Source organism: Pseudomonas sp. FP603, assembly GCF_030687415.1.
Taxonomy (GTDB): domain Bacteria; phylum Pseudomonadota; class Gammaproteobacteria; order Pseudomonadales; family Pseudomonadaceae; genus Aquipseudomonas; species Aquipseudomonas wuhanensis.
Genome location: NZ_CP117431.1, coordinates 3,917,275 through 3,942,627, shown reverse-complemented (window position 1 = coordinate 3,942,627; position 25,353 = coordinate 3,917,275). Strand labels below are relative to the sequence as shown.

General features: G+C 58.1%; 21 protein-coding genes. 8 read left to right on the top strand and 13 right to left on the bottom strand.

The window, feature by feature from the left end; translation table 11 throughout:
- Nucleotides 1–82: 82 nt before the first annotated feature.
- Nucleotides 83–3,790: a hypothetical protein gene (locus tag PSH65_RS17930; RefSeq protein ID WP_305421569.1), complete on the bottom strand. Its 3,708-nt coding sequence runs from the start codon at nucleotides 3,788–3,790 to the stop codon at nucleotides 83–85.
- Nucleotides 3,791–4,126: 336 nt separating this feature from the next.
- Here PSH65_RS17930 and PSH65_RS17925 point away from each other — a divergent pair, with 336 nt between their 5' ends.
- The 3 genes from PSH65_RS17925 to PSH65_RS17915 all read left to right on the top strand — a co-directional run bounded on the left by PSH65_RS17925 (nucleotide 4,127) and on the right by PSH65_RS17915 (nucleotide 5,988).
- Nucleotides 4,127–4,714: a LysE family translocator gene (locus PSH65_RS17925; protein ID WP_305421568.1), complete on the top strand. Its 588-nt coding sequence runs from the start codon at nucleotides 4,127–4,129 to the stop codon at nucleotides 4,712–4,714.
- Nucleotides 4,715–5,057: 343 nt separating this feature from the next.
- Entirely contained in the window at nucleotides 5,058–5,333 is a 276-nt protein-coding gene (locus PSH65_RS17920; protein ID WP_305421567.1) for a transposase, read from the top strand.
- Nucleotides 5,266–5,988 (top strand): transposase, encoded by a 723-nt coding sequence (locus PSH65_RS17915; protein WP_305421566.1) that lies wholly within the window; start codon nucleotides 5,266–5,268, stop codon nucleotides 5,986–5,988. Before PSH65_RS17920 ends, PSH65_RS17915 begins: the two co-directional genes overlap by 68 nt.
- A 159-nt stretch (nucleotides 5,989–6,147) precedes the next feature.
- Here the strand turns inward: PSH65_RS17915 and PSH65_RS17910 are convergent, their stop codons facing one another.
- The gene (locus tag PSH65_RS17910; protein ID WP_305421565.1) at nucleotides 6,148–6,981 is read right to left on the bottom strand and encodes an AraC family transcriptional regulator; all 834 of its coding nucleotides are present in this window, start codon (nucleotides 6,979–6,981) and stop codon (nucleotides 6,148–6,150) included.
- Nucleotides 6,982–7,015: 34 nt separating this feature from the next.
- On the bottom strand, nucleotides 7,016–7,519 hold the full coding sequence (locus PSH65_RS17905; protein WP_305421564.1) for a VOC family protein: 504 nt from the start codon (nucleotides 7,517–7,519) through the stop codon (nucleotides 7,016–7,018).
- A gap of 251 nt (nucleotides 7,520–7,770) precedes the next feature.
- Between PSH65_RS17905 and PSH65_RS17900 the strand changes: the two genes are divergently transcribed.
- The 4 genes from PSH65_RS17900 to PSH65_RS17885 all read left to right on the top strand — a co-directional run bounded on the left by PSH65_RS17900 (nucleotide 7,771) and on the right by PSH65_RS17885 (nucleotide 11,678).
- Nucleotides 7,771–8,226 carry a (2Fe-2S)-binding protein gene (locus tag PSH65_RS17900; protein ID WP_305421563.1) on the top strand — a complete coding sequence of 152 codons (456 nt, stop codon included), beginning with the start codon at nucleotides 7,771–7,773 and terminating at the stop codon, nucleotides 8,224–8,226.
- 24 nt (nucleotides 8,227–8,250) lie between these two features.
- The gene (locus PSH65_RS17895; RefSeq protein WP_305421562.1) at nucleotides 8,251–10,419 is read left to right on the top strand and encodes a xanthine dehydrogenase family protein molybdopterin-binding subunit; all 2,169 of its coding nucleotides are present in this window, start codon (nucleotides 8,251–8,253) and stop codon (nucleotides 10,417–10,419) included.
- A gap of 1 nt (nucleotide 10,420) precedes the next feature.
- On the top strand, nucleotides 10,421–10,999 hold the full coding sequence (locus tag PSH65_RS17890; RefSeq protein WP_305421561.1) for a hypothetical protein: 579 nt from the start codon (nucleotides 10,421–10,423) through the stop codon (nucleotides 10,997–10,999).
- 73 nt (nucleotides 11,000–11,072) lie between these two features.
- Nucleotides 11,073–11,678: a GGDEF domain-containing protein gene (locus PSH65_RS17885; RefSeq protein ID WP_305421560.1), complete on the top strand. Its 606-nt coding sequence runs from the start codon at nucleotides 11,073–11,075 to the stop codon at nucleotides 11,676–11,678.
- Here the strand turns inward: PSH65_RS17885 and PSH65_RS17880 are convergent.
- Nucleotides 11,657–12,946 carry an amidase gene (locus PSH65_RS17880; RefSeq protein WP_305421559.1) on the bottom strand — a complete coding sequence of 430 codons (1,290 nt, stop codon included), beginning with the start codon at nucleotides 12,944–12,946 and terminating at the stop codon, nucleotides 11,657–11,659. The genes PSH65_RS17885 and PSH65_RS17880 overlap by 22 nt on opposite strands.
- On the bottom strand, nucleotides 12,943–13,368 hold the full coding sequence (locus tag PSH65_RS17875) for a VOC family protein (RefSeq protein ID WP_305421558.1): 426 nt from the start codon (nucleotides 13,366–13,368) through the stop codon (nucleotides 12,943–12,945). The genes PSH65_RS17880 and PSH65_RS17875 overlap by 4 nt, the downstream gene beginning before the upstream one ends.
- A gap of 151 nt (nucleotides 13,369–13,519) precedes the next feature.
- On the opposite strand from PSH65_RS17875, the gene PSH65_RS17870 reads away from it, so the two are divergent.
- On the top strand, nucleotides 13,520–14,386 hold the full coding sequence (locus PSH65_RS17870) for a LysR family transcriptional regulator (RefSeq protein ID WP_305421557.1): 867 nt from the start codon (nucleotides 13,520–13,522) through the stop codon (nucleotides 14,384–14,386).
- Nucleotides 14,387–14,603: 217 nt separating this feature from the next.
- Here the strand turns inward: PSH65_RS17870 and fabI are convergent, their stop codons facing one another.
- From fabI to gloB, 8 genes are all read right to left on the bottom strand, one after another.
- On the bottom strand, nucleotides 14,604–15,398 hold the full coding sequence (gene fabI, locus PSH65_RS17865; protein ID WP_007906751.1) for an enoyl-ACP reductase FabI: 795 nt from the start codon (nucleotides 15,396–15,398) through the stop codon (nucleotides 14,604–14,606).
- Between the two features lie 21 nt (nucleotides 15,399–15,419).
- Nucleotides 15,420–17,030, bottom strand: coding sequence for an ABC transporter ATP-binding protein (locus tag PSH65_RS17860; RefSeq protein WP_305421556.1), 1,611 nt, complete (start codon nucleotides 17,028–17,030; stop codon nucleotides 15,420–15,422).
- A gap of 1 nt (nucleotide 17,031) precedes the next feature.
- Nucleotides 17,032–18,051: an ABC transporter permease gene (locus PSH65_RS17855; protein WP_305421555.1), complete on the bottom strand. Its 1,020-nt coding sequence runs from the start codon at nucleotides 18,049–18,051 to the stop codon at nucleotides 17,032–17,034.
- A gap of 1 nt (nucleotide 18,052) precedes the next feature.
- Nucleotides 18,053–19,126: a microcin C ABC transporter permease YejB gene (locus tag PSH65_RS17850; protein WP_048394544.1), complete on the bottom strand. Its 1,074-nt coding sequence runs from the start codon at nucleotides 19,124–19,126 to the stop codon at nucleotides 18,053–18,055.
- A 4-nt stretch (nucleotides 19,127–19,130) separates the two neighbouring features.
- Complete coding sequence (locus PSH65_RS17845) at nucleotides 19,131–20,972, bottom strand: extracellular solute-binding protein (protein WP_305421554.1); 1,842 nt, start codon at nucleotides 20,970–20,972, stop codon at nucleotides 19,131–19,133.
- On the bottom strand, nucleotides 20,969–22,801 hold the full coding sequence (locus PSH65_RS17840; RefSeq protein ID WP_305421553.1) for an extracellular solute-binding protein: 1,833 nt from the start codon (nucleotides 22,799–22,801) through the stop codon (nucleotides 20,969–20,971). Before PSH65_RS17840 ends, PSH65_RS17845 begins: the two co-directional genes overlap by 4 nt.
- A 183-nt stretch (nucleotides 22,802–22,984) precedes the next feature.
- Entirely contained in the window at nucleotides 22,985–24,439 is a 1,455-nt protein-coding gene (locus PSH65_RS17835) for a transglycosylase SLT domain-containing protein (protein ID WP_305421552.1), read from the bottom strand.
- 99 nt (nucleotides 24,440–24,538) lie between these two features.
- Nucleotides 24,539–25,306 (bottom strand): hydroxyacylglutathione hydrolase, encoded by a 768-nt coding sequence (gene gloB, locus PSH65_RS17830; RefSeq protein WP_305421551.1) that lies wholly within the window; start codon nucleotides 25,304–25,306, stop codon nucleotides 24,539–24,541.
- Nucleotides 25,307–25,353: the final 47 nt, after the last annotated feature.

The following is a 25,353-nucleotide window of genomic DNA, read 5'->3' as shown; positions in this document are numbered from 1 at the left end:
ACAGAGGGCAGACCACGATTGTTCGGTATTTACCTCAATCGTGGTCTGTCCCTTTTTATGTGTCCCTTTTTATGCGAGGGGGTTATGGCAAACCGTGGAGCAGCCTATCGACCTGTGGAGTTGTTGCGGTAAAGCGATTGGCGCGCAATTCGCTGATGGCATATAGCGCCCGAGCAGTGCGGCCATTCCCGTCACCTAAACCATGGAAGCCCGCGACGGCCCCCAGCAACTGTTTGCCAAAGTGTTCATGGCTGACATCGAGCACTTTCAAATGTTCTTTCATTGCAGCGAAACCGCTGATACTGCTTGCATAAGGCTGACCATCAAATCTGACGCGCACGATATCTGCGGCTTCAGGTGCAACGCGTGCATGCAACGCTTTGATCACGGCAGGATCGGTCAGTGATTTACCATTACCCGCGTATTCGCGCAGTACTGCCACGATGCTGTCGAGGTTGTTGCTTTTGGTTGTTGAGGCATGAACAATCCAGGCTCCAGCCCGCTGCGCATGATCGGTGAACCCCTGCGGGTTGAAGACGGAATCCGGCAGAATGGCGTCATAGGGCGCTTTGCCTAAATCCTGTTTGAGCACCGCTTGCTGATAATTTTTCATGTAAGTGAGGTTGGTCGTTTCGATCTTGCTCAGATCCTCCAGTATGTGCGAATAGTTCCTATTTGCCGAGCGGGCTGCGCTATAGCTGATTTCGGGGTTAGCCATGAACGTCTTGAACAGGTCGTCTAATGCTGCCCGGCCGATCAATGACTCCAGATCCTGGGCGCTCTTTAGTTTGAGTGTTGCCTCTATGACGGCATTATTGAACAGCTGCTCCAGCTCGACATGAGCGCCATCATTCGGCAAACGACTATTTTTGTTAGCCAAAAGGGCCACGATCTGCTCGGCGGTTTCAATAGTATCGTCCTTGAACAGCGCACGCCCATGGGCCACCGTAGGCAACGTCATGCGAATCTCGGCGGCAGAGCCGGTCTTACTCAACGCTTTGACAAGGTCATAAGAAGCGCTGGCGTTGGTCAAATGACGTAACTGGCTCACAGCGGTTTTGGTGACGGACTGACCAAAGTGAGTCAGTTTCAGCGCCCCTTTACCTACCAGTCTGGCACCGCCGTGCACCAGTTGTGGTACGCCATCCAACGGATTAAAAATGGACACGACGACACCTAGGGTGACCCTGCTCAAGTTAATCAGTTTCGTGCTGCTCGCTGCGGCTTTCAAGAAAGGCCCGACGCCTCCAGCGAATACCAGCAAAACAGCAACTGCATCCATGGTGCAGCTGAATACGGCGCCACTTCGACGCTTTGGATCGTCCGAGGAGAGCCCTTCAATGCATCCTTTGAACGGAATGATGACATCGAGAATGCCGTCGATCAGCTTTTTAAAAGCTTCGTCTCTATCTTCAATCGCGGTTTTGTCATAGCCCATACTATGGAACTGGTCGTAGGTAATGGGCGGGTTGTGTTCGGCTACAAGATTGCCTATGCCCTTGAAGCGTTCTGAGTTAAAGCTCTCCATCGAACTTCGATAGTAATGAGCAGATTGTGATTGATCGTCGAATTCACCGAATCGCATCAATAGCATTCCGGTACCACTAAGGTTGAGGTACTCGTCAAGCGATCTGAAGTTGTCTGGCAATAATTGGCTGGTTCTTTTTCCTCCATGGAGCACTGGTTTGCTACCGGCGAAATAAGCTTCATTGTCGGCATAGATATGCTGCAAATAGGTCAGGCGCTGGAAATTACCGTTATCACCATTGGGGGACTCACGACCATCGGCCTCATTGAATGAAACGCCGCGAATGAATCCTCGGGCCAGATCTTCGTTTTTTAAGCAAAGCCCCTGGAGGGGAAAAAGTTCGTAGCAATGAAGCTCGTTGTCGAACCAGGAGGTAATGACGATTCCGAAAAAAGCTGTTTCGTCTGCGCTGTGACCTGGAATGAATCGGCTGCCTAATACTTGGTATAGCGCAAGCTTGCCATATTCAATGACCACTCTGTCTCTGCGGTGCAGTCGTGACAGGGCGAGTCGAATCATTGTGATGACACCGGGCGTGAATGCCTTGTAGTATTTTTCTACTTCATTCTTGTACAGCCTATTGATTGGGGTAAGTTTTGCGAGGTCTGGATCTTGCTTGAAAATGCTCGGCCCTGTTTTGCTGTCCCACTCCTTACTCGTTAAAAGATTGTTCATGTACAGTTCAAGGACGGTTCGAGGAAATCCAGGGTTCCATTTGCCGGTTTTTACTGGGAAAAGTTCTTGTTGGGGGCGAAGGGATGTTTCATCCAGAATGGTCTCTTTTGCCAGTTTCTTGCGACTGACAGGGGGCGCAGAAATGGCCTTGAGCGCATCGGAGATCTCACTGATGTAGGCGTTGTAGTGTGATATGTCATTTTTGGCTATATCTTCCAGTGGAAGATTTTCTTCATCTTTTGACCGAAGCTCATTGATCGATGCCCAGTCCATGATGCACCGCAAGGTGATAACGTCATGTAACTTTTGCTGTTCGGTGCTGACAGGTGATATTGCACCCAATTCCAATAATTGCTCATAGCGCATGTGTCGCGATAAGCCAGGGGCGATGTGTTCAGCCAGCAAAACCGATTTATGAAGTATCACCCAGCCCGAAGAGCCGACCTGCAGTGAGGAAGGCGCGTAGACAAGGAACTCTGGCCCTAGGCCAGCAAGTACCAATTGGAGAGTTAGTATCACCGTATCCGGATTAACGCCGATGGCCACTAATCGGTCTTTCAGCTCTTCCCTTGCCTCGAAAGCATTTTTGTTCGGGTAGTGGTAGAGGAGATCGGAGTACCGCTTCCTCTGCTCGTCTGTGCCTAAATCCAGATCCACCATGATTGCAGCAACAAGAAGCCTGCTGCGTTGTCCGGTGGTCATGGGTTTGTCCGGAGTTGAAAGCTCCGAACCTAGCGCATTGAAGCATGATTGGGCAAAATTTCTGGATTCTTCGGTGTCGATTAGAACCTCCCAGGCAAAGTCGGTATTTTCCTCCAAAAGAACCCGGGAGTACCGACTGGGCAGCGAATCGGCCAAATAGTTGATGAGGCGTTCAGGAGCGGATCCGTCCCTTGACATCAGCGTGTTGACTTCTTGTTTGATAAGCGGCTGCTGCTGCTCAGGCACAATCAAGATTGTTTCATTTGTTTCGTCTGAGATACCCCAATAATTACCGAATTCTGGTGCCGGTGGTGGCGAAAAACTCAAATACTCAATCAGATTTTTTACTTGCTCGAAAGTATTTGGCACATCCAGATTATGAAACTGAAGCCAGTTGATCAAAGGGATGCGCTCGCTTGACGAAACAATGCCCCCTGTGAGGGTCGCGGCTTTGATCAGTAGTTCAATGTCACCTGTCAGGTCGGTGAGGGTGTTTATAAGTGTGGTGATGTTTATGCTTTCAATATAGGTGCCGATGTCCTTTGGGGAGGAATAAACTTTACAGATATCACCGTCTTGGTTTACCAACGTCCAGTAATCGTCCTCAAGAGGCAGTATTTCAATCGCTTCTATGAATTGTGGGTCGGCGATCAGTCGGCGTAGAAAAGTTTTCGCCGATTGATGGGTGCTGTCGAAATGGCTGCCTTTGATCGTGGTGACGACCAGTTGATTGATATCGATCAGTTGGGTGGTGTAGGCATAGGTCGATTCTTCATTCTGAGACACTGCTTTATCAATGGCTGACTTTAATATGTCAGCGATTGCGCGGCGTTCAGTTTGGTCGGTGGAGAGCGATTGAGCAAAGAGGTTTGGTGGTGTGGTCATGAGTTGGTCGTTCGTCCTTGAGGTTGATGGTCACTATGTAACTTGTTGAAGATTGGTTTTTTTGAACGGGTGAAACTATATCTGGTTGCTTTTTCTTGTTTTGAGTTGCTTGGTTTCAAACTGTGTGAGTATTTTTCGGAATGTGGCAGGACGTTGGTTTTTTAAAGTAAGTTAATTTCTGGCAATAACTAATTGAGTCCGATCGCGGGTGTAATAAGAACAGTCTCATCGGTGCCGGGGTAGGTTTTACCTCATCGAGAGCAATTTTCTTCAATACCCTGAGCAACGCGCTCATTATCGTGGACGCTGGTTTCCTTGATTTGAAGCAGGTGTGCAATGAGTCTGATTCTTTCCATGGCCGCGTTTGCGCTGGTCGCCTCTATAACGCCGGGGCCGGTGAATATTGTGGCGTTGAGCTCTGGCGCGCAGTTCGGCTTTCGCGCCAGTCAGCGGCATGTGGCCGGGGCGACCCTGGGATTCGTGCTGTTATTGGTGCTGATGGGGTTGGGGTTGCATGAGGTGTTGCAGCGTTGGCCGGCGCTGACGCGGGTGGTGCAACTGGCCGGCGTGGCATTTCTGTTGTTCATGGCTTTCAAATTGGCCACTGATAACGGTCAGCTCGATGCCAAGGAGTCAGGGCGGGCGCCGTCGATGCTGTATGGCGCGGTCATGCAATGGCTCAACCCGAAAGCCTGGCTGGCCTGCGTGGCGGGGATGGGCGCGTTTGTCGCCGATGGCGAAGCGCGTCTGGTCTGGCAGTTTGCGGCAGTGTATCTGGTGATCTGCTATCTGTCGGTGGGTTGCTGGGCATATGCCGGGACGTTTTTACGCGGCTATCTGAGCAACCCGGCGGGGATGCGCCTGTTCAATCGGGGCATGGCGTTGTTGCTGGCGGTGAGTGCGGGGTATTTGTTGTTGCCGTAGGTTTGCGATAGTGGTTTCTGGCACCACTCTTATTGCCAATCTTTTCCCTGTGGGAGCGGGCTTGCCCGCGATGGCGTCTGGTCGGCCAACAATGATATCGAAGGGACTACCGCTATCGCGGGCAAGCCCGCTTGTGTCTTGCGCAGGACTTAGACTGAAGATGAGAGCGGTGAGTGGCAAGCTGAACGCCCGGAGTGCTAGCAGCACGTGTGGGAGCCCATGCTGCCATTCACCTCTCCACTCTGGTTATTGAGCCCGAACAGTTGAACGAGCCGACCTCGAACATTACAAGCGTGGAGCCCAACCAGAGCGCTCTCATTTATGAGTGTAAGAGGGTTTAGCCATGTTTTCCTGCGCAGGCATTGATGTTTCCAAAGACAGTCTGGAAGTCTGGATTAATTCGCAAGGCATTGGTGCGAGTTTTCCGAACAGCGCCAGTGGTTTCCCGGTGCTGATTGATTGGTTAAAAGGCTTCGAAGTCACCCGCGTGTTACTGGAAGCCACCGGTGGCTACGAGCGGGGGCCCATGAAGGTGCTTCAAAGGGGCGGCTTTGACGTCTTACGAAATCAATCCTCGTCGGGCGAAAGATTTTGCCAAGGCAATGGGTTATCGCGCTAAAACAGACGCGATAGATGCGCGGCTTCTCGCCGAATTTGCAACGATTATAAAGGACGCCGATAGCCGTATCACCAGCGCCGAACAGGACAATTTGCGTGCGCTGGTACAGCAACGCGAAAACTTTGTTCAGCAGCAAAGTGACGACAGGCGGCGTATCAAAACGGCTTCTGTCGACTCGATAAAACCCTTGTTGCAAAGCCATATCGACTATTTAGATCAGGCAATAAAGTCGATAGAACAGCTGATCTGCCAAAGCGCCAAAGACCTGGACAGTGAAAAAATTGCCCGCTTGCGCTCGGTTAAGGGACTAGGGCTCGTGACCGCAGCCAGCATCATGGCCTACCTGCCTGAGCTGGGAGAGGTTGGACGGCACGAGATCGCAGCACTGGCAGGGATCGCCCCTTACAACGACGACAGCGGCAACCACGAAGGGCCTCGTCATATAAGCGGTGGCCGATTTGCCGTGCGACGTGCGATGTACATGGCCAGTTGGGCTGTGATTTTGCGACAACCCGAGTTCAAAGCCCGATATGACGCGCTTCGCCTGAGAGGTAAATGCGCGAAAGTGGCGCTGATCGCCTGCATGCGGGTGTTGTTGATAAGGCTGAACGCGATGATCCGTGACCAAACTGAGTGGAGAGAGCAGGCAGCCTAAACAGACTGCTTGCTCATTTGGGAAATCACATGGTTTGAGACTGTGGAAGTTCGGCTGCCCTTTGATCAAACTTCAAAATAAAAGACATCAAGACAGTTGCTCCCACAGGGGTTTGTGTGGCAGTTCCGCCCATCAAGGCTTGTGGCGAGGGAGGATGAGTTAGCCGCGATACTGCCCCGGTGTCGCCGCCAGATGCTGTTTGAATACACGCTGAAAATGCGCCTGATCAGCAAACCCGGCCTCCAGCGCCACATCGGCAATCAACTTGCCGCTGCGCAACCGATCCCGGGCGAACTGGATGCGCCGGTTGATCAGAAACGCATGGGGCGTCATGCCGTAATGCTGCTTGAACGCGCGGATCAGGTAGGACGACGACAGTTGCGCCGCCTCGCAAATGTCTTCCAGCTTGAGCATCTGTGTGCAATTGTCGCGGATATAGTCGGCGGCCCGCTCCAGCTTGAAATTGGGTTCGCGCAACGGTTGATCGACGGGGTTGAGCCGCTGTTGCACCTCGGTGAAAAACTCCACCGCAGCGCTGTGCTTGCACAGCACGTCTTGCTGCGGGTCGATCAACACCTCGTACAAACTCTTCAGGCCGGTAAACAGCTGGACGTCACGATTGTGGGTGATGGAAAACCGGCGAAACGCCGAGTCCTGGCTGAAGCCGAGCTGATGCTGCAAGTCGGTCAGCCACGGCGTCTCGACGTACAGCATCAAGTACGACCACGGCTGGTCGTCGATCGGATTGCAGGCATGCACATCGCCCGGATTCATCAGCACCACGGTGCCGGCACTGACCTGAAACTCCGATTGTTCGTGAATATAGGTGCTGCGCCCGGCGGTGATTGCGCCGATGGAAAAATGCGCGTGGGAATGCCGGCTGTAGCAGACCTCGCGACCGTCGGCGATGGAGCGGGCTTCGATGAAGGGCAGGGCGTCGTCGCGCCAGAAGCGCGGGGCTTTGTCTGCATCTTTGGCGACGGTGTGCTTCATCTCGGTGTCCTCGGCGGGTCAGCCTTGGAGTGTATTAGCTCTCGCCGTCAAAGGCTCGTTGCAGCGTGGCGATGTCGAGTTTTTTCATTTGCAGCATCGCTGTCATGGCGCGCTGGGACTTGGCTGTGTCGGGGTCTTTCATCATGTCCATCAGAACGACCGGCACGACCTGCCACGACACACCGAATTTATCCTTGAGCCAGCCGCATTGCTGGGCTTCAACGGGACCACCCGCAGACAGGCGCCCCCAGAAGTGGTCGACTTCTTCCTGAGTGTGGCAATTGACCTGGAATGAGATCGCCTCATTGAACTTGAAAACCGGGCCACCGTTAAGGCCTGTGAAGCTTTGCCCATCGAGCTCGAAACTGACGGTCATCACCGAACCTTCCGGCCGGCAATGGATTTTCTGACCGGCCTTGCCGTAATGGGTGATGCCGGCGATTTTTGAATGATCGAAGATTGCGCAGTAAAACTTCGCGGCTTCCTCGGCCTGATCGTCGAACCATAGGCAGGGCGTGAGTTTTTGAACGCGGTGCATGGCGGTGCTCCTCTGCGGGTTAATCACTCTGGATTATCAGCGTAGTCAGCCTGTAGTGGTCCGGGTGTGCCATAGATCGACAAGTCGTGAGAATGGGAAGCGACCGGTGGTCGATGAACATGGCTTGTGGGTCAAATTGCGCTTAGCTGTAGGGATAACCCAAGGCGCGCGTAATCGCCGACCTGCACAAAAATGATGGCTTCGCGGCACAGGCGCCCCTTCAGAACACCGTGAGTCTGAGGAAACCCGCAATGCTGACCCTTAACATCAATGGCAAGGACCAGGAACTGGATGTCCCCGCGGACATGCCGTTGCTCTGGGTGCTGCGCGATGTCGCGCACCTGACGGGCAGCAAATTCGGTTGCGGCATGGCCCAGTGTGGTGCCTGCACCGTACACGTCGACGGCGCGCCGCTGCGCTCCTGTATCACGCCCGCCACGGCGGTGGCCCACGGGCAGAAAATTCTCACCATCGAAGGCTTGTCCGCCGATGGCTCGCACCCGCTCCAGCAAGCCTGGGCCGAACTCGACGTGGTCCAGTGCGGTTATTGCCAGTCGGGGCAGATCATGTCGGCGGCAGCGTTGCTGGCGAAGATCCCCAAGCCCACCGACAGCGATATCGACCAGGCGCTGTCCGGCAACATCTGCCGCTGCGGCACCTACCCAAGAATCCGCGCCGCGGTCAAACGCGCCGCCGAGATCGGTTGATACCACGTCGAAGGGAGTTGACCCATGAACAGAATCAACCCTGTCTCGCGTCGCGGTTTTCTCAAGGGCAGTGCGGTGTTGGGTGGCGGTCTGGTGGTGGCGTTTGTCATCCCGGGTGCCAATCGTTTTTCCGTCGGCGCCGAGAATCAAGGAAACGTCTTCGCCCCCAATGCCTTTTTACGCATTGGCAACGACAACAGCATCACCGTGCTGCTCGGCCATTCGGAAATGGGCCAAGGCATCTGGACCGGCCTGACCATGTTGATCGCCGAAGAGCTGGACGCCGACTGGTCGAAAATCCGCGTCGAACATGGGCCGGCTTCGGCGGCCGATTATGGCCTGCCGGGGTTTGGCGGGATGCAGATCACCGGCGGTTCGACGTCGACCTGGATGGAGTTTGACCGCTATCGCCAGGCCGGAGCGGCGGCGCGCTTGATGCTGATTGAGGCGGCGGCCAAGCGATTCGACATGGCGCCTTCGCAGATTCGCACCGAATCGGGCGTGGTCATTGCCGGCGACAAACGCGCCACTTATGGCGAACTGGCGGATGACGCCGCCAAGCTGCCGGTGCCGGATCCGGCCTCGATCAAGTTCAAGGAAGCCCAGGACTGGAAGGTCATCGGCAAACCCACCAAGCGTCTCGACACCCCGGAGAAAATCACCGGGCAGGCCAAGTTCGGCATGGACGTGCAGTTCGATGGGCTGATGACGGCGATGGTCGCTCGCCCACCGGTGTTCGGCGGCAGCGTCAAATCCTTCGAAGGCGCCGAGGCGCTGGCGGTGCCGGGCGTGCACAAAGTGGTGCAGGTGCCCACGGGGGTCGCGGTGATTGCCGATCATTATTGGGCGGCGAAGCTGGGGCGCGATGTACTGAAGGTCGAATGGGACCTGGGGCCGAACGCCGGGCTCGACAGTCAACAGCTGCTGGAGAGCTTCCGTAAGCTCGCCGCCACCCCCGGCACTTCCGCCAGTCAGGCCGGAGATACGGCAGCGACGCTGGGCAAAGCGGCGAAGACGATTGAGGCCGAATACAACGTGCCTTACCTGGCTCACGCGCCGATGGAACCGCTCAATTGCACGGTGAAAATCTCCAAGGACAAATGCGAAATCTGGACCGGCACACAGTTTCAGACGCTGGATCAGATGATCGCGGGGAAGATCACCGGGCTCAAACCCGAACAGGTCGAGATCCACACCCAATTCCTCGGCGGCGGCTTCGGGCGTCGAGCCAATCCGACCTCGGATTTTGTCAGCGAAGCCGTGTACGTCGCCAAGGCAGCGGGCGGGCCGGTGAAAACCGTCTGGGCCCGAGAAGATGACATTCGCGGTGGTTACTACCGCTCGGCATTCTTGCATCAGGCGCGCATCGGGCTGGGTGCCGACGGCATGCCAATGGCCTGGAAGCATGTGCTGGTCGGGCAGTCGATCCTGACCGGCACGTCGTTCGCGGCAACCATGGTCAAGGATGGCATCGACAAAACCTCCGTCGAAGGCGTGGCCGACAGCCCTTATCTTGAGGGGCTGGCCAATCATCAGGTCGAACTGCATTCACCGCAAACCGGCATTAGCGTGCTGTGGTTGCGCTCGGTGGGGCACACGCATACGGCATTCGTCATGGAGTCGTTGGTCGATGAACTGGCAGACGCGGCCGGCAAGGACCCGGTGGAGTACCGACGCGCCTTGCTCAAGGCACATCCACGGCATCTGGGCGTGCTGAATCTGGCAGTAGAGAAAGCCAACTGGAAAGCACCATTGCCGGACGGTCATGCATTGGGCGTGGCGGTGCACGAGTCCTTCGGCAGTTATGTCGCCCAGGTGGCCGAGGTGTCGCAGGAGAACCTGGGGATTCGCGTGCACCGGGTGGTGTGTGCGGTGGATTGCGGCATTGCGGTGAACCCGCAGGGCATCGCCGCGCAGATGGAATCGGGCATCACCTTCGGTCTTGGATTTACCTTGCACAGCAAACTGACATTCAAAAACGGCCAGGTTGAGCAGTCCAATTATCACGACTATCAGGTCCTGCGCCTGAACGAAATGCCCGTGGTCGAGGTGCATATCGTCCCCAGCAGCGACAAGCCTGGTGGCATTGGCGAGGTCGGTGTGCCTCCGGTGGCGCCGGCAGTGGCGAACGCGGTGTTTGCCCTGACCGGGCAGCGTCTGCGGGAATTGCCGTTGCAACTGTCGGGGGTGTGAGATGAGACGACATGCGTTTCTTGGCGCGGTGATGCTGATTGGCCTGGGTGGCTATGCCTCGGACCTGTTCGCTGATGATAAAGAGGCGGTGAAGGCGTTCGACACGGTGCAGAAGGTGTTCCAGAGCCCGCGTTGTCAGAACTGTCATATCCCCGGCGATTCGCCGTTGCAGTTCGACGCCGGTATTGCTCACGCAATGAATGTGGTTCGTGGCCTGGACGGCAAGGGCGCTGCCGGTTTGCCGTGTGCCAGTTGCCATGCCGAACGCAATCCGCCGGCCAGTTATGGCCCCAACGCGCCGCCCGGAGCACCGCATTGGAGCCTGCCGCCGGCCGCGCACAAAATGGCCTGGATCGGTCTGCCAGCCGACAAGTTGTGCGCGATGATCAAGGACCGTTCCAGCAATGGCGATCGTGATTTTGCGGCGCTGATCAAGCACGTCAGCGACGATAAGCTGGTGCTTTGGGGCTGGAATCCAGGTGAGGGGCGGGCGCCGGTGCCGGTGCCCCACGATATCTTCGTCACCCAGTTCAAACGCTGGGCCGATGCTGGAGGACCGTGTCCGGTGGCAGGTAGCTGACCAGCGGCGCATTTATAGGGAGTCATACCGGGTGTGAGCGACTCTAACGTTCATATCCATCAAGGAGTGAGTGATGTTAACCCCAGGCAAACCGCTCAAACCCGGCGCTGGCGCAGACATGCGCACGCCGAACGTCCTCGACAGCGCAGATCGCGATGTACTGCGCGACAGGGCGCGCAAGGCCGAGCAAGAACTGATGGGCGTGCAGATGGCGAGCATGGATGAGCTGACGCTACTCTCCAATCGTCATGGCTTCGAGGCCTTGGCCCGGTTGGGGCTGGAGGCCTGTCAGCAGTTGGGCAAACCCGCGACCCTGCTGTTTTTCGACCTTGATCACTTCAAGCGCATCAACCAGCTGTACGGTCGAGCCGAGGGCGACGATGCCCTGAAAACCTTCGCCGATGTGCTGCGCATCGCTTTTCGTGAAAGCGACGTGATCGGCCGGCTGGGCAGCGATGAGTTTGCCGCCTTATTGACCGGCGCCAACGCGGTGGACATTGCTGAGATCAGGGCGCGGCTCGAGGAAATACTCGATGAACGCAATGCCACGGTGCATCGTGGCTATGACATTCGTTTCAGTGTCGCTCAAATCGAATTCAATCCCGATCTTCACAAAACAGTCGAAAGCCTGATGCTGGCGCTCGATGAGCTTCGCCATCAAGGCCAGGTCGGGGTTTGAGGGCTGCCCTGCAAGCCCGCTGCAATCCGGGACGCTGCTCGCAATAACGAGCCGTCGTGCCTGAACCGCCCGATTATCTGCAGTCCGATCGGTAGTTGCGCTTCGGCGCGGGGCAACGGGATATTCACCTGCGGCCAGCCGAACGCCCCCCAGAATTTGATGAAGTCTGACGGTCCGGTGCTTTCCAGGCCCATCGGCGCGACCATCCCGCAAGTGGCGCCGAGCATGGCGTCGAAGGGTTGGCACAGCTCATTCAAGCGTGGGGCAAGATTAGCCAGGCGTGCCTTGGCAGCGGACTCCTGTTCCCATGTTGTGGCCGCCGCTCGCTCGAACATGGCCAGTGTCGAAGGGCTCAATTGTGCCCGGTGTTGTTGAAACTCCTTCGCCAGCGAGCGCGCACCTTCGCAATCGTTGATCAACTGATGATCGTCGAACACACCGGCGAACTCATTCGGAAGCCGCACTTCGCTGACGTGATGGCCGGCGCTGCGCAACTGATCCACTGCCTGCTCCAGAGCGCGGGCCACCTCGGGCTCCACCTGATCCCAGCGCGAGGTGCGGCAGAAACCCAATTGCAGCGGACGCCGCTCGACGTCAGGTGTTACGAAGCCAGGAATCAATACTCGCGCCACGAGGTGCAGATCGCGCACTGATCGTCCATACCAACCCACGGTGTCGAAGCTGGGCGCCAGTGGCTTTACGCCTTCCAGCGACACCAGCCCCAGCGACGGCTTGAAGGCGAAGAGGCCGCAGTAGGACGCCGGCTTGAGCAACGAGCCAGCGGTCTGGGTGCCCAGCGCCAAGGCAAAGAAACCTGCCGCCATCCCGGCTGCCGAACCCGCGCTGGAGCTGCCCGGTGTGCGGGCGAAGTCGTGGGGGTTGCGAGTCGGGCCGGTGTGCATGTACGCAAACTCGGTGGTGTGGGTCTTGCCCATGATCAGCGCGCCGGCCTGGCGCAGCAGCGTCACTACGTGGGCGTCCCGGGACGGTTGATGGCCGGTATAAATCGGTGAATAGAATTGCGTCGGATAGGCAGCGGTGTCGAAGATGTCCTTGATGCCCACGGGTACGCCGGCCAACAGGCCTCGGCCATTGTTTTTCTCCGCATCGGCGAGAACCTGCCGGGCGTCGAACGAAACGAAGGCCTGGATATCCGGCTCCTGCGCCTGAATGCGTTCAAGAAAGGCTTCGGCGATGGCGGCAGCGGTTGTACCGCCATGGACCACCGCTTCACTGAGGGCGGTGGCGTCAAGGGTTGGGCCGATCATTTGGCGAACAACTGGTCGATGTTCTTGAACGCCTTGAATTCCAGGGCGTTGCCGCAGGGGTCGAAGAGAAACATCGTGGCTTGTTCGCCCACCAGTCCCTGAAAGCGGATGCCCGGCTCGATCACGAAGTGCGTACCAAGGGCTTTCAAGCGCGCCGCCAGGTTTTCCCATTCCTCCATCCCCAATACCACACCGAAATGCGGCACCGGTACGTCGTGGCCATCCACGGCGTTGGTATGGGCGGCTTCCTGAGAAGCGTTTTTCGGTGCCAGATGAATCACCAGTTGATGACCGAAAAAGTTGAAATCGACCCAGTGATCGCTGGAGCGACCTTCTTCCAGGCCGAACACTTCGCCGTAGAAGCGCCGGGCAGCGGCCAAGTCGTAAACCGGGATAGCCAAGTGAAAAGGGGACAGTTGCATCGGACGTGCCTCGATAGGTTGGGAGTGAGAGTCGAGAGTTGAGAGTTGAGAGTTGAGAGTTGAGATCGAGTTTAGTCCTGTGCTTTTTGATTGAAAGACGATAGTTTTTGCAGCGAGCTCAAATTATTTCGATCAATTGGAGAGCCGCCGCATGCTGCGGGAACTGAAAACCTTCATTGCCGTGACGCGTTATGGCACGTTTGCTGCGGCAGGTATGCACATCGGCCTGACCCAGTCGGCGGTCAGCGCGCAGATCCGCAACCTCGAACAGGCGTTGGGCATACGCCTGTTCGATCGCACCGGACGTCAGGCGATTCTCAACGCAGCGGGGCAGCGGGCGTTGCCGATGGCTCGGGAAATTCTTGAGACCTTCAGCCGCATGGCCGTCAGTGATAGCGTCGCCGAGTTTCGTGGCGAACTGAAAATCGGCGCGGTGGCTACCGTGCAGACCGGCTTGTTGCCGCGCGCGCTGTTGCGCCTCAGGCAACAGGCGCCATTGCTGGAGGCGAAGCTGGTGCCGGGGGTATCCCTGAATCTGTTGAGTCAGGTGGACACCGGCGAAGTGGACCTGGCGATTCTGATCAGGCCGCCGTTTGAACTACCCAAGGAATTGTCGGTGCAAGTCATCCGCCGGGAGCCGTTTGTGCTGATCGTGCCGGCAGATCTTGAGGGCGACGACCCGCTGCAGTTGCTCGCCGAGCATCCCCACGTACGCTACGACCGCAATTCTTTCGGTGGGCGCCTGGTGACTCGCTTTTTACGCGAGCAGCAGATCGATGTGCAGGTGGCTCTGGAGCTGGATGAGCTGGAGGCTATCGTCAAAATGGTCGAATGCGGACTGGGTGTTTCACTATTGCCCGAGGCGGGGCTGTGGCTTGAGCATGGGGCGAAGGTGCGGATCATCCCGTTGGGTGAGCTGACGTTCTACCGGGAGATCGTGCTGTTGCAGCGTTATAGCCAGCGCACACTACCGATCCAGCAGTTGTTTGCGCGGTGTTTGACACAAATCGACGACTAAACGCTAACCCCTGTGGGAGTAGTGAACACAAAGTCAGTGTCCGGCGCGGATTACTGTGGGAGCGGGCTTGCCCGCGATGAGGTCATCACATCCAACATTGATGTGCCTGATACTCCGCCATCGCGGGCAAGCCCCACAGTTGATCGAGTGCGCTGCAAGATTGCAGGCATAAAAAACCCGCCTGTGAAGAGGCGGGTTTTTAATGGCTAACCGAAGATCACTCTTCGATGTTGCCCATGGCGGTGGTGTTGAAGCCGCCGTCTACGTACATGATTTCGCCGCTGATGCCAGACGCCAGGTCCGAGCACAGGAAGGCGCCGGCGTTGCCGACTTCGTCGATGGTGACGTTACGACGCAGCGGGGTTTGCGCTTCGTTGGCGGCCAGCATTTTGCGGAAGTTCTTGATGCCGGAAGCAGCGAGGGTGCGGATCGGGCCAGCCGATACGCAGTTCACGCGGGTGCCGTCCGGGCCCAGGGAGCCGGCCAGATAACGCACGCCAGCTTCCAGGGAAGCCTTGGCCATGCCCATCACGTTGTAGTTCGGCATGGTGCGCTCGGCGCCCAGGTACGACAGGGTCAGCAGGCTGCCATTGCGGCCCTTCATCATTTCGCGGCCAGCCTTGGCCAGGGCCACGAAGCTGTAGGCGCTGATGTCGTGAGCAATGCGGAAACCTTCACGGGTGGTGGCTTCGGTGAAGTCGCCGTCCAGTTGGTCGCCCGGGGCGAAGCCGACGGAGTGCACGATGCAGTCCAGGCCGTCCCACTTCTTGCTCAGTGCTTCGAAGACCTTGGCGATTTCTTCATCGCTGGCCACGTCGCACGGAAAGCACAGCTCAGGGCTCGAGCCCCAGCCTTGTGCGAATTCTTCGACACGACCCTTGAGTTTGTCGTTCTGATAAGTGAAGGCAAGCTCAGCGCCCTCGCGATGCATGGCGGCAGCGATGCCGGATGCGATGGACAGCTTGCTGGCGACACCGACGATCAGTACGCGCTTACCGGCGAGAAAACCCATGTGTTGCTCCTCTTTTCAGGTTTATTGCGCAGTGGCTGGTGCCAGAAAAGCGGCTTCCAGCAACTGCTGTGTATACGGATGTTGGGGGGCGGCAAAGATACTTTGCGCGTCTCCCTGTTCGACCACTTGGCCATGCTTGACCACCATCAGCTGGTGGCTCAGCGCTTTGACGACAGCCAGGTCATGGCTGATAAACAAATACGTCAGGTTGTACTTGGTTTGCAGTGAACGTAGCAGCTCCACCACTTGGCGTTGCACGGTGCGGTCGAGGGCCGAAGTCGGCTCGTCCAGCAAAATCAACGCCGGTTTTAGCACTAATGCCCGGGCAATGGCGATTCTCTGCCGTTGCCCACCGGAAAATTCGTGGGGGTAGCGGTGCCGGGTTTCCGGGTCCAGACCTACCTCCTTGAGTGCCGCAATAATCGCTTGTTCCTGTTCTGCCTCGGTGCCCATCTTGTGGATTCGCAGGCCTTCACCGACGATCTGGCTCACGCACATCCGTGGGCTCAGGCTGCCGAAGGGGTCCTGGAACACCACCTGCATCTCCCGCCGCAGCGGCCGAATCTGTTGCTGCGTCAGGCAGTCTAGCTGCTTGCCTTCAAAACGGATGGCGCCTTTGCTACCGATCAGCCGCAAAATCGCCAGGCCGAGCGTCGACTTGCCGGAACCGCTTTCTCCCACAATCCCCAGGGTCTGGCCCTGGGGCAGGCTGAAATTGATCCCGTCGACCGCTTTGATATGGTCCACGGTCTTTTTCAGAAAGCCTTTCTTGATCGGGAACCAGACTTTCAGGTCCTCGACCTGCAGCAGCGGCGGGCCAATCTCATTGGTCGCCGGCTTGCCGCTGGGCTCCGCTGCCAGCAGTTCCCGCGTGTACGGATGCTGCGGCGCGCGGAACAATTCTTCGCACGATGCCTGTTCGACGATACAACCGCGCTGCATGACACATACCCGATGCGCAATTCTTCGCACAAGGTTCAAATCGTGACTGATCAGTAACAACGCCATGCCCAGACGGGCCTGCAATTCCTTGAGCAGTTCGAGGATTTTCAGTTGAACGGTCACGTCCAGCGCCGTAGTCGGTTCATCGGCGATCAACAATTCCGGCTCATTGGCCAGGGCCATCGCGATCATCACCCGCTGGCGCTGGCCGCCGGACAACTCGTGGGGCAGGGCCTTGAGACGCTTCTGCGGTTCGGGGATGCCGACCATTTCCAACAATTCCAACGTGCGTTTGGTCGCGACTTTGCCGGTCAGGCCTTTGTGGATGCCCAGGATTTCGTTGATCTGCTTTTCGATCGAATGCAACGGATTGAGCGAGGTCATCGGCTCCTGGAAGATCATCGCGATCCGGTTGCCGCGGATGTGGCGGATGGTTTTCTCTTTCAGGTCCAGCAGATTCCGGTCGGAATAAGTGATGGTTCCGGACGGGTGCCGGGCCAGTGGGTAGGGTAGCAGCCGCAGGATGGAGTGGGCGGTCACCGATTTGCCGGAGCCGCTTTCCCCCACCAGCGCCAGGGTTTCGCCGCGCTTGATGTCGAAGCTGACGCCCTCGACCACCCGCTGCACGCGTTCACCGACGACAAATTCGACGGCCAGGTCGCGCACTTCGATCAGATTGTCCTGATTCATTTCACTTCCTCGGGTCGAAGGCATCGCGAGCGGACTCGCCGATGAACACCAGCAAACTCAACATCAGCGCCAGCACCGCAAACGCACTCATACCCAGCCACGGCGCTTGCAAGTTGGATTTGCCCTGAGCCACCAGCTCACCCAGGGACGGTGCGCCCGGCGGCAGGCCGAAGCCGAGGAAATCCAGGGCGGTCAAGGTGCCGATGGCGCCGGTCAGGATGAACGGCATGAAGGTCATGGTCGAGACCATGGCGTTGGGCAGGATGTGGCGGAACATGATCGCACCATTCTGCATGCCCAGCGCCCGGGCCGCGCGCACGTATTCCAGATTCCGACCGCGCAGGAACTCGGCACGCACCACATCCACCAGGCTCATCCACGAAAACAGCAGCATGATCCCCAGCAGCCACCAGAAATTCGGCTGCACGAAACTGGCCAGAATGATCAACAGGTACAGCACCGGCAACCCGGACCAGATCTCCAGAAAACGCTGCCCGGCCAGATCGACCCAGCCACCATAAAAACCCTGCAACGCCCCGGCGATCACGCCGATGATCGAGCTGAGAATGGTCAGCGTCAAAGCGAACAGCACCGAAATCCGGAAGCCGTAAATCACCCGGGCCAGCACATCGCGGCCCTGATCGTCGGTGCCCAGCAGGTTATCGGCCGAGGGCGGCGCGGGAGCCGGGACTTTCAGGTCGTAGTTGATGCTCTGGTAGCTGTAGGGGATCGGCGCCCATAAAACCCAGGCGTCCTTGGCCTTGAGCAGTTCGCGGATGTAAGGGCTCTTGTAGTTGGCCTCCAGCGGGAATTCGCCGCCGAACGCGGTTTCCGGGTAGCGCTTGAGTGCCGGGAAATACCAGCCGTTGTCGTAGTGCACCACCAGCGGTTTGTCGTTGGCGATCAGTTCGGCGCCCAGGCTTGCGCCGAACAGAATCAGGAACAGCCACAGCGACCACCAGCCACGCTTGTTGGCCTTGAACAGTTCGAAACGTCGGCGATTGAGAGGGGACAGGTTCATCTCAATGCTCCCGGCTTTCGAAGTCGATGCGCGGATCGACAAAAGTGTACGTGAGGTCACCGATCAATTTCACCACTAGCCCCAGCAGGGTGAAGATGAACAGTGTGCCGAAAACCACCGGGTAGTCGCGGTTGATCGCTGCTTCAAAACTCATCAAACCGAGGCCGTCGAGGGAGAAAATCACTTCCACCAGCAACGAGCCGGTGAAAAAAATCCCGATGAACGCCGAAGGGAAACCGGCGATCACCAGCAGCATGGCGTTGCGAAACACATGGCCGTACAGCACGCGATGGCGGGTCAGGCCCTTGGCCTTGGCGGTGACCACGTATTGCTTGTTGATTTCATCGAGGAAGCTGTTCTTGGTCAGCAGCGTCATGGTCGCGAAGTTGCCGATCACCAATGCGGTCACCGGCAGTGCCAGGTGCCAGAAATAATCGAGGATCTTGCCGCTGGTGCTCAGCTCGTCGAAGTTGTTCGAGGTCAGGCCCCGTAGCGGGAACCAGTCGAAATAGCTGCCGCCGGCGAACACCACAATCAGCAGGATGGCGAACAGGAATGCCGGGATCGCGTAGCCGACGATGATTGCCGAACTGGTCCAGACATCGAAGTGGCTGCCGTGTCGCGTCGCCTTGGCGATCCCCAGCGGGATCGACACCAGGTACATGATCAGCGTGCTCCACAGCCCCAGGGAAATCGACACCGGCATTTTTTCCTTGATCAGGTCGATGACCTTGGCATCGCGGAAGAAGCTGTCGCCGAAATCCAGGGTGGCGTAGTTCTTGATCATGATCCACAAACGTTCCGGCGCCGATTTGTCGAAGCCGTACATGTGCTCGATTTCCTTGACCAGCGCCGGGTCCAGGCCTTGCGCCCCACGATAGGCCGAGCCTGCCACCGACACTTCGGCACCGCCGCCGGCGATGCGGCTGGTGGCGCCTTCGAAGCCTTCGAGCTTGGCGATCATCTGTTCCACCGGCCCGCCGGGGGCAGCCTGGATGATCACGAAGTTGATCAGCAAAATGCCGAGCAGGGTCGGGATGATCAGCAGCAGTCGCCGAAAAATATACGCCAGCATCTGATTACTCCGTGCCCGCAGGGTCGGCTTGCAGTTTGGTTTCGACTTCTATCGGCAATGTCGCGTCGGGCTTGACCCACCAGGTATTGATGCCGATGTCATATTTGGGCGAAACCTTCGGATGGCCAATGTGGTTCCAGTACGCCACGCGCCAGGTCTTGATGTGCCAGTTGGGGATCACGTAATACCCCCATTGCAGCACCCGGTCCAGCGCCCGGGCATGGGCCACCAGGCTTTGGCGCGAATCGGCGTTGATCAGTTGCTCGACCAGTTGGTCCACCACCGGGTCTTTCAGGCCCATGGAGTTGCGGCTACCAGGTTTATCGGCGGCGTCGGTCATCCAGAACTCACGCTGTTCGTTACCCGGCGAGTTGGACTGCGGGAAGCTGCCGACGATCATGTCGAAGTCCCGGGAGCGTACACGGTTGATGTATTGCGAGACGTCGACCCGGCGGATCACCAGATCGATGCCCAGGTCGCTGAGGTTGCGCTTGAATGGCAGCAGGATCCGCTCGAACTCGGTCTGGGCCAGCAGGAATTCGAGGCTTACCGGTTTGCCGGTGGCGTCGACCATCTTGTCGTCGACGATCCGCCAGCCGGCCTCTTGCAGCAGTTGATAGGCCTTGCGCTGCTGGGTGCGGATCATGCCGCTGGCGTCGGTCACCGGGTTCTGGAACGCCTCGCTGAACACTTGCTCGGGAATTTTGCCGCGGAACGGATCGAGGATCGCCAGTTGATCGGCGTCCGGCAGGCCAGTGGCGGCCATTTCCGAGTTTTCGAAGTAGCTGCGGGTGCGCGCGTAGGCGCCGTTGAACAGTTGCTTGTTGGTCCATTCGAAGTCCAGCAACAGGGTCAGCGCCTGGCGCACACGCACATCCTGAAACACCGGGCGGCGCAGGTTGAACACGAAGCCTTGCATGCCAGTGGGGTTGCCGTTCGGGATTTCTTCCTTGATCAGCCGACCTTCGGCCACCGCCGGAATGTTGTAGGCCTTGGCCCAGTTTTTCGCGGCCGATTCCAGCCAGTAGTCGAACTGGCCTGCTTTGAGCGCTTCCAGCGCGACGGTGTTGTCGCGGTAGTAGTCGGTGGTCAGCACATCGAAGTTGTAGAAGCCGCGATTGACCGGCAGGTCCTTGCCCCAGTAATCCTTGACCCGCTCATAGCGCACCGAACGTCCGGCCTTCACTTCGCTGACTTTGTACGGGCCGCTACCCAGCGGCAGTTCCAGATTGCCTTTGTTGAAATCGCGGGTGGCCCACCAATGTTTGGGCAGTACCGGCAGTTGTCCGAGGATCAGCGGCAGTTCGCGGTTGTTGTTGTGCTTGAACTTGAACAGCACTTTGAGCGGGTCTTCGGCGACCACTTCTTCCACATCGCTGTAATAGACGCGGTAGAGCGGAGCGCCGTCCTTGACCAGGGTCTGGAAGCTGAACACCACGTCTTCGGCACGCACCGGGTGGCCGTCGTGGAAGCGGGCTTCGGGCCGCAGGTAGAAGCGTACCCAGCTGTTGTCCGGGGCTTTTTCGATTTTGCCGGCGATCAGGCCATATTCGGTAAACGGCTCATCCAGACCCTGTTTGGCCAGGGTGTCGTAGATCATGCTGATGTCGTCGGCCGGCACGCCTTTGTTGATGAACGGGTTGAGGCTGTCGAAGCCACCGAACCCCGCCTGGCGGAAGATTCCGCCCTTGGGCGCGTCGGGGTTTACGTAATCGAAATGTTTGAAATCGGCCGGGTACTTCGGCGGCTCGTTGTACAGGGTCAGGGCATGTTGCGGGGCGGCGCAGGCCAGCCCGGCGAACAACAGACCGCTGGCCTGCAAGAGCAGGGCGCGTACGGGTTTCATCGATCTTTCTCCGAAGATTTCAGCCACCACGCGCTCAGGCCCAGGGTGTAGGGCGGCGTGGTGACGAAGGCGAACCGGTTGCGGTAGGCCAGGCGGTGATAATTGAGGTACCAGTTGGGAATGATGTAGTGCTGCCACAGCAGCACCCGGTCGAGCGCCTTGCCGGCGGCGACTTGTGCGTCGCGGGTCTGGGCGGCGAGCAGTTGTTCGAGCAAATGGTCGACCACCGGGTTGGCGATACCGGCGTAGTTCTTGCTGCCCTTGACCCCGACCTGGCTGGAGTGGAAGTACTGCCATTGTTCCAGGCCTGGGCTGAGGGTCTGGTTGAGGGTCATCAGGATCATGTCGAAATCGAACTGATCGAGGCGTTGTTTGTACTGGGCGCGATCGACCGTGCGCAGCCGTGCGTCGATGCCGATGCTGGCGAGGTTCTCGACGTAAGGCTGAAGAATGCGTTCCAGGTTCGGATTGACCAACAAGATCTCGAAGCGCAACGGTTGGCCGATGGTGTTCTGTAGCCGCTGACCGCTGAGCTTCCAGCCGGCCTCGGCGAGCAGTTCCAGGGCCTTGCGCATGGTTTCCCGCGGAATGCCGCGGCCTTCGGTCTGCGGGAGGCTGAACGGCTCGGTGAGCAGCTTGGCGGGCAACTGATCGCGATAGGGCTTGAGCAGCAGCCACTCATGACCGACCGGTAGCCCGGTGGCGGAGAACTCGCTGTTGGGGTAATAGCTCATGGCGCGCTTGTAAGCGCCGCTGAACAGCGTGCGGTTGGTCCACTCGAAGTCGAACATCAGCCCCAGCGCTTCGCGGACCTTGGCCTCGGCGAACGTTGACCGCCGGGTGTTCATGAACAGGCCCTGGCTCTGGGTCGGGATCTGGTGCGGGATTTGCGCCTTGATCACATCACCACGGCGCACGGCCGGGAAGTTGTAACCATTGGCCCAGTTCTTCGCCTGGTGTTCGATGTAAATGTCGAACTCACCGGCCTTGAACGCTTCAAAGGCCACGTCGCTGTCACGGTAGAACTCGACTTCCATGCGATCGACGTTGTACTTGCCGCGATTGACCGGCAGGTCCTTGCCCCAGTAATCCTTGACCCGTTCGAAGATAATCTGCCGCCCGGGCGTTACCGAGGTGATGCGATACGGCCCGCTGCCCAATGGTGGCTCGAAGGTAGTGGCCTTGAAATCGCGACCTTCCCAGTAATGCTGGGGCAATACTGGCAACTCGCCCAGGCGCAGGATCAGCAGGGGGTTGCCGGAGCGTTTGAAGACGAAACGGATGCGCCGTGGGTTGAGGATATCCACCCGCGACACTTCCTGAAGGTTGGTGCGGTATTGCGGGTGACCTTCCTTGAGCAGCAAACGGTAAGAGAACGCCACGTCGTAAGCGGTGATCGGCGTGCCATCGTGGAAGCGCGCTTCGGGGCGCAGGTTGAACACCACCCAGCTGCGATCCTCGCTGTATTCCACCGATTGAGCAATCAGGCCATAACTGGAGGTTGGCTCATCGCCGGACGGTGCGTATTGGCCGGTGCCGACCATCAACGGTTCGTTGAGTTCGTTGATGCCGTATTGCAGGAAATTGCCGGTGGAAACCGGGCTCGAGCCTTTGAATGTGTAAGGGTTGAGCGTATCGAAGGTGCCAAACGCCATCACCCGCAACGTACCGCCCTTGGGCGCTTGCGGGTTGACCCAGTCGAAGTGGGTAAATCTGGCCGGGTACTTGAGCGTGCCGAACTGCGCATAACCATGGCTTTCGCTGATCGTCGCGCTTGCGGGGGAGCTCAAGGCCAGGCTGATCAGGAGCAGGAGGAGGGGACGCTTCAAGTCAGAGATCCGATCCAGGCGGCTTGGGCTTTGTGGGCCGTACAGTAACAGCTTGTATCGACAGGAAAAAGACGGGGGGTTAATGCGTGGTTAATTGTGCAGGTGATGGTCCGGCGGATTGCAGAACCTGTGGCGAGAGAGCAAGCTCCCTCGCCACAAAAGCCCCTCGACTGGGCGTGTTGCTTAATTCGGCGAAGCAACCGTCAGCATCTGCCCCGGCTTCAGCGCCTGGCCAACCCGAGGGTTCCAGCGCTTGAGGTGCTGCATTTCAACGTTGAAGCGTTTGGCGACCATGTACAGCGAGTCGCCTTGCTTGACCTTGTATTGGGTCTGTTGCGCTTTGTTGGTTGCCTTGCCGTTGGTCTTGCTGTTCGCCGCGACCACGGTGTTGACGCGCCCGGATTTGCCCTTGGTGGTGTCCTGCATCACCAGGGTCTGGCCGACCTTGAGGTTCTTTCCGGTCAGTTTGTTCCAGCGTTGCAGGTCCTTGACGTCGACCTTGTTGGCCTTGGCGATGGTGCCCAGATTGTCGCCACGTTTGACTCGATAGGCGCGCTTGAGGCTGGCGATTTCGCTGTCGTCTGCGCCTTCGAACACTGGCTTGAGCGATCGCTGACTGATCAGCTCGTCAGGGCGCATGGTCGACAGGCTGGCGGTCAGTAGCTGTGCCTTGGACGTCGGCACCAACAGATGCTGGGGGCCATCGACGGTGGTGCGCTGCTTGAAGGCAGGGTTGAGCTGGAACAGTTCGTCTTCGTCGATGTTGGCCACCGCGGCAACCTTGGACAGGTCCATGCGCTGGTTGATTTCGACGACCTGGAAGTACGGTTCGTTGGCGATCGGGTTGAGGTTCACGCCATAGGCGTCGGGCGCCAGGACCACTTGCGACAGGGCCAGCAGCTTCGGCACATAGGCCTGGGTTTCCGCTGGCAGCGGCAGGTTCCAATAGTCGGTCGGCAGGCCGAGTCGTTCGTTGCGCTCGATGGCCCGGCTGACCGTACCTTCGCCAGCGTTGTAGGCCGCCAGGGCCAGCAGCCAGTCGCCGTTGAACATGTCGTGCAGGCGGGTCAGGTAATCCATGGCCGCGGTGGTCGAGGCGGTGATGTCGCGACGACCATCGTAGAAGCGGGTCTGACGCAGGTTGAAGTAACGTCCGGTGGAAGGGATGAATTGCCAAAGACCCACCGCGTTGGCCCGGGAATAGGCCATCGGGTTGTAGGCGCTTTCAATCACCGGCAACAGCGCCAGTTCCAGCGGCATGTTGCGTTCTTCAAGGCGTTCGACGATGTAGTGAATGTAGAGGCTGCCGCGTTCGCCGGCATTTTCGAGAAAGGACGGGTTACTGGCGAACCACAGGCGCTGTTGCTCGATGCGCGGGTTGACGCCCAGGTTGTCCTGCAACTGGAAGCCTTGGCGCATGCGCTCCCAGACGTCCTGTGGAATTTGCGGTGTTGGTTTTTCGCTGAGCCAGATGGGCTTCTGCTTGGCTCGGGCGGCGATGTTCGGAGTGTGTGTCGCTTCGGTCTGCGGCACATGGCTGGAACAGCCCGCCAAAGTGGCGGACACAGCCACCGCGATGGCTTGAGCCAAGCGGGTCAATGCGTCTGAATTGATGGCTTTACGAATAGGTGACGACATTGGCTGGAAGTAAGTTCCGGGCAAAAATGTCGGGCGATTCTAGAAAGCGCACCCCCTGCGGTCAACCATTCAGAATTTTTGTATCACCAAGCAGGCTGCCTAGAACGTATCTTTCCAAGCTCGAAGAGCAGCAAAAACCGCACTCGGAGCCCGGTTATTGGGTCCGTTCCGTTCGTCCACTTTTTCTTTAACGGATGTTTCGCCGGTACGCAAAAACGGATTGGTGAGCTTTTCCAGTGCCAGTGTTGAAGGCAGCGTCATGATTCCGGCTTCGCGTTGCCGGGTGACTTTGGCCAGTCGTTCAAGGGTGTCGGGGTTGTTCGGTTCGACTGCTGCGGCGAACTTCAAATTGCTCAGGGTGTACTCGTGGGTGCAGTAGACCAGTGTGTCTTCGGGCAGCGCCGCGAGGCGGCTCAGCGAGTGATGCATTTGCTCGGGCGTGCCTTCGAACAACCGTCCGCAACCGGCAGCGAACAGGGTGTCACCGCAAAACAGATGGCCCTGATGATAATAGGCGATGTGCCCGAGGGTATGGCCCGGCACCTGGATGACGTCAAAGTCCCAGCCCAGCACGCTGATGCGGTCATTGTCCTTGAGTGCCACGTCCCGCGCCGGGATGCTTTCGCTGGCCGGGCCATAGACTGTCGCGTCTGTCGCTTTTTTCAGCCGCTCGACGCCGCCGACATGGTCATGATGGTGATGAGTGATCAAAATATCGCTTAGCACCCAACCCGGGTGCGCTGCGAGCCAGGCTTGTACTGGCGCGGCATCGCCCGGATCGACCACGGCACAGCGCTGGGTGCTGTGGTCTTGTAACAACCAGATGTAGTTGTCGGTAAAGGCGGGCAGGGCACTGATCTGTATCATCGTCGGATTCGCCAAGCGGAAAACATTGGCGCATCTTAGAACTTCCT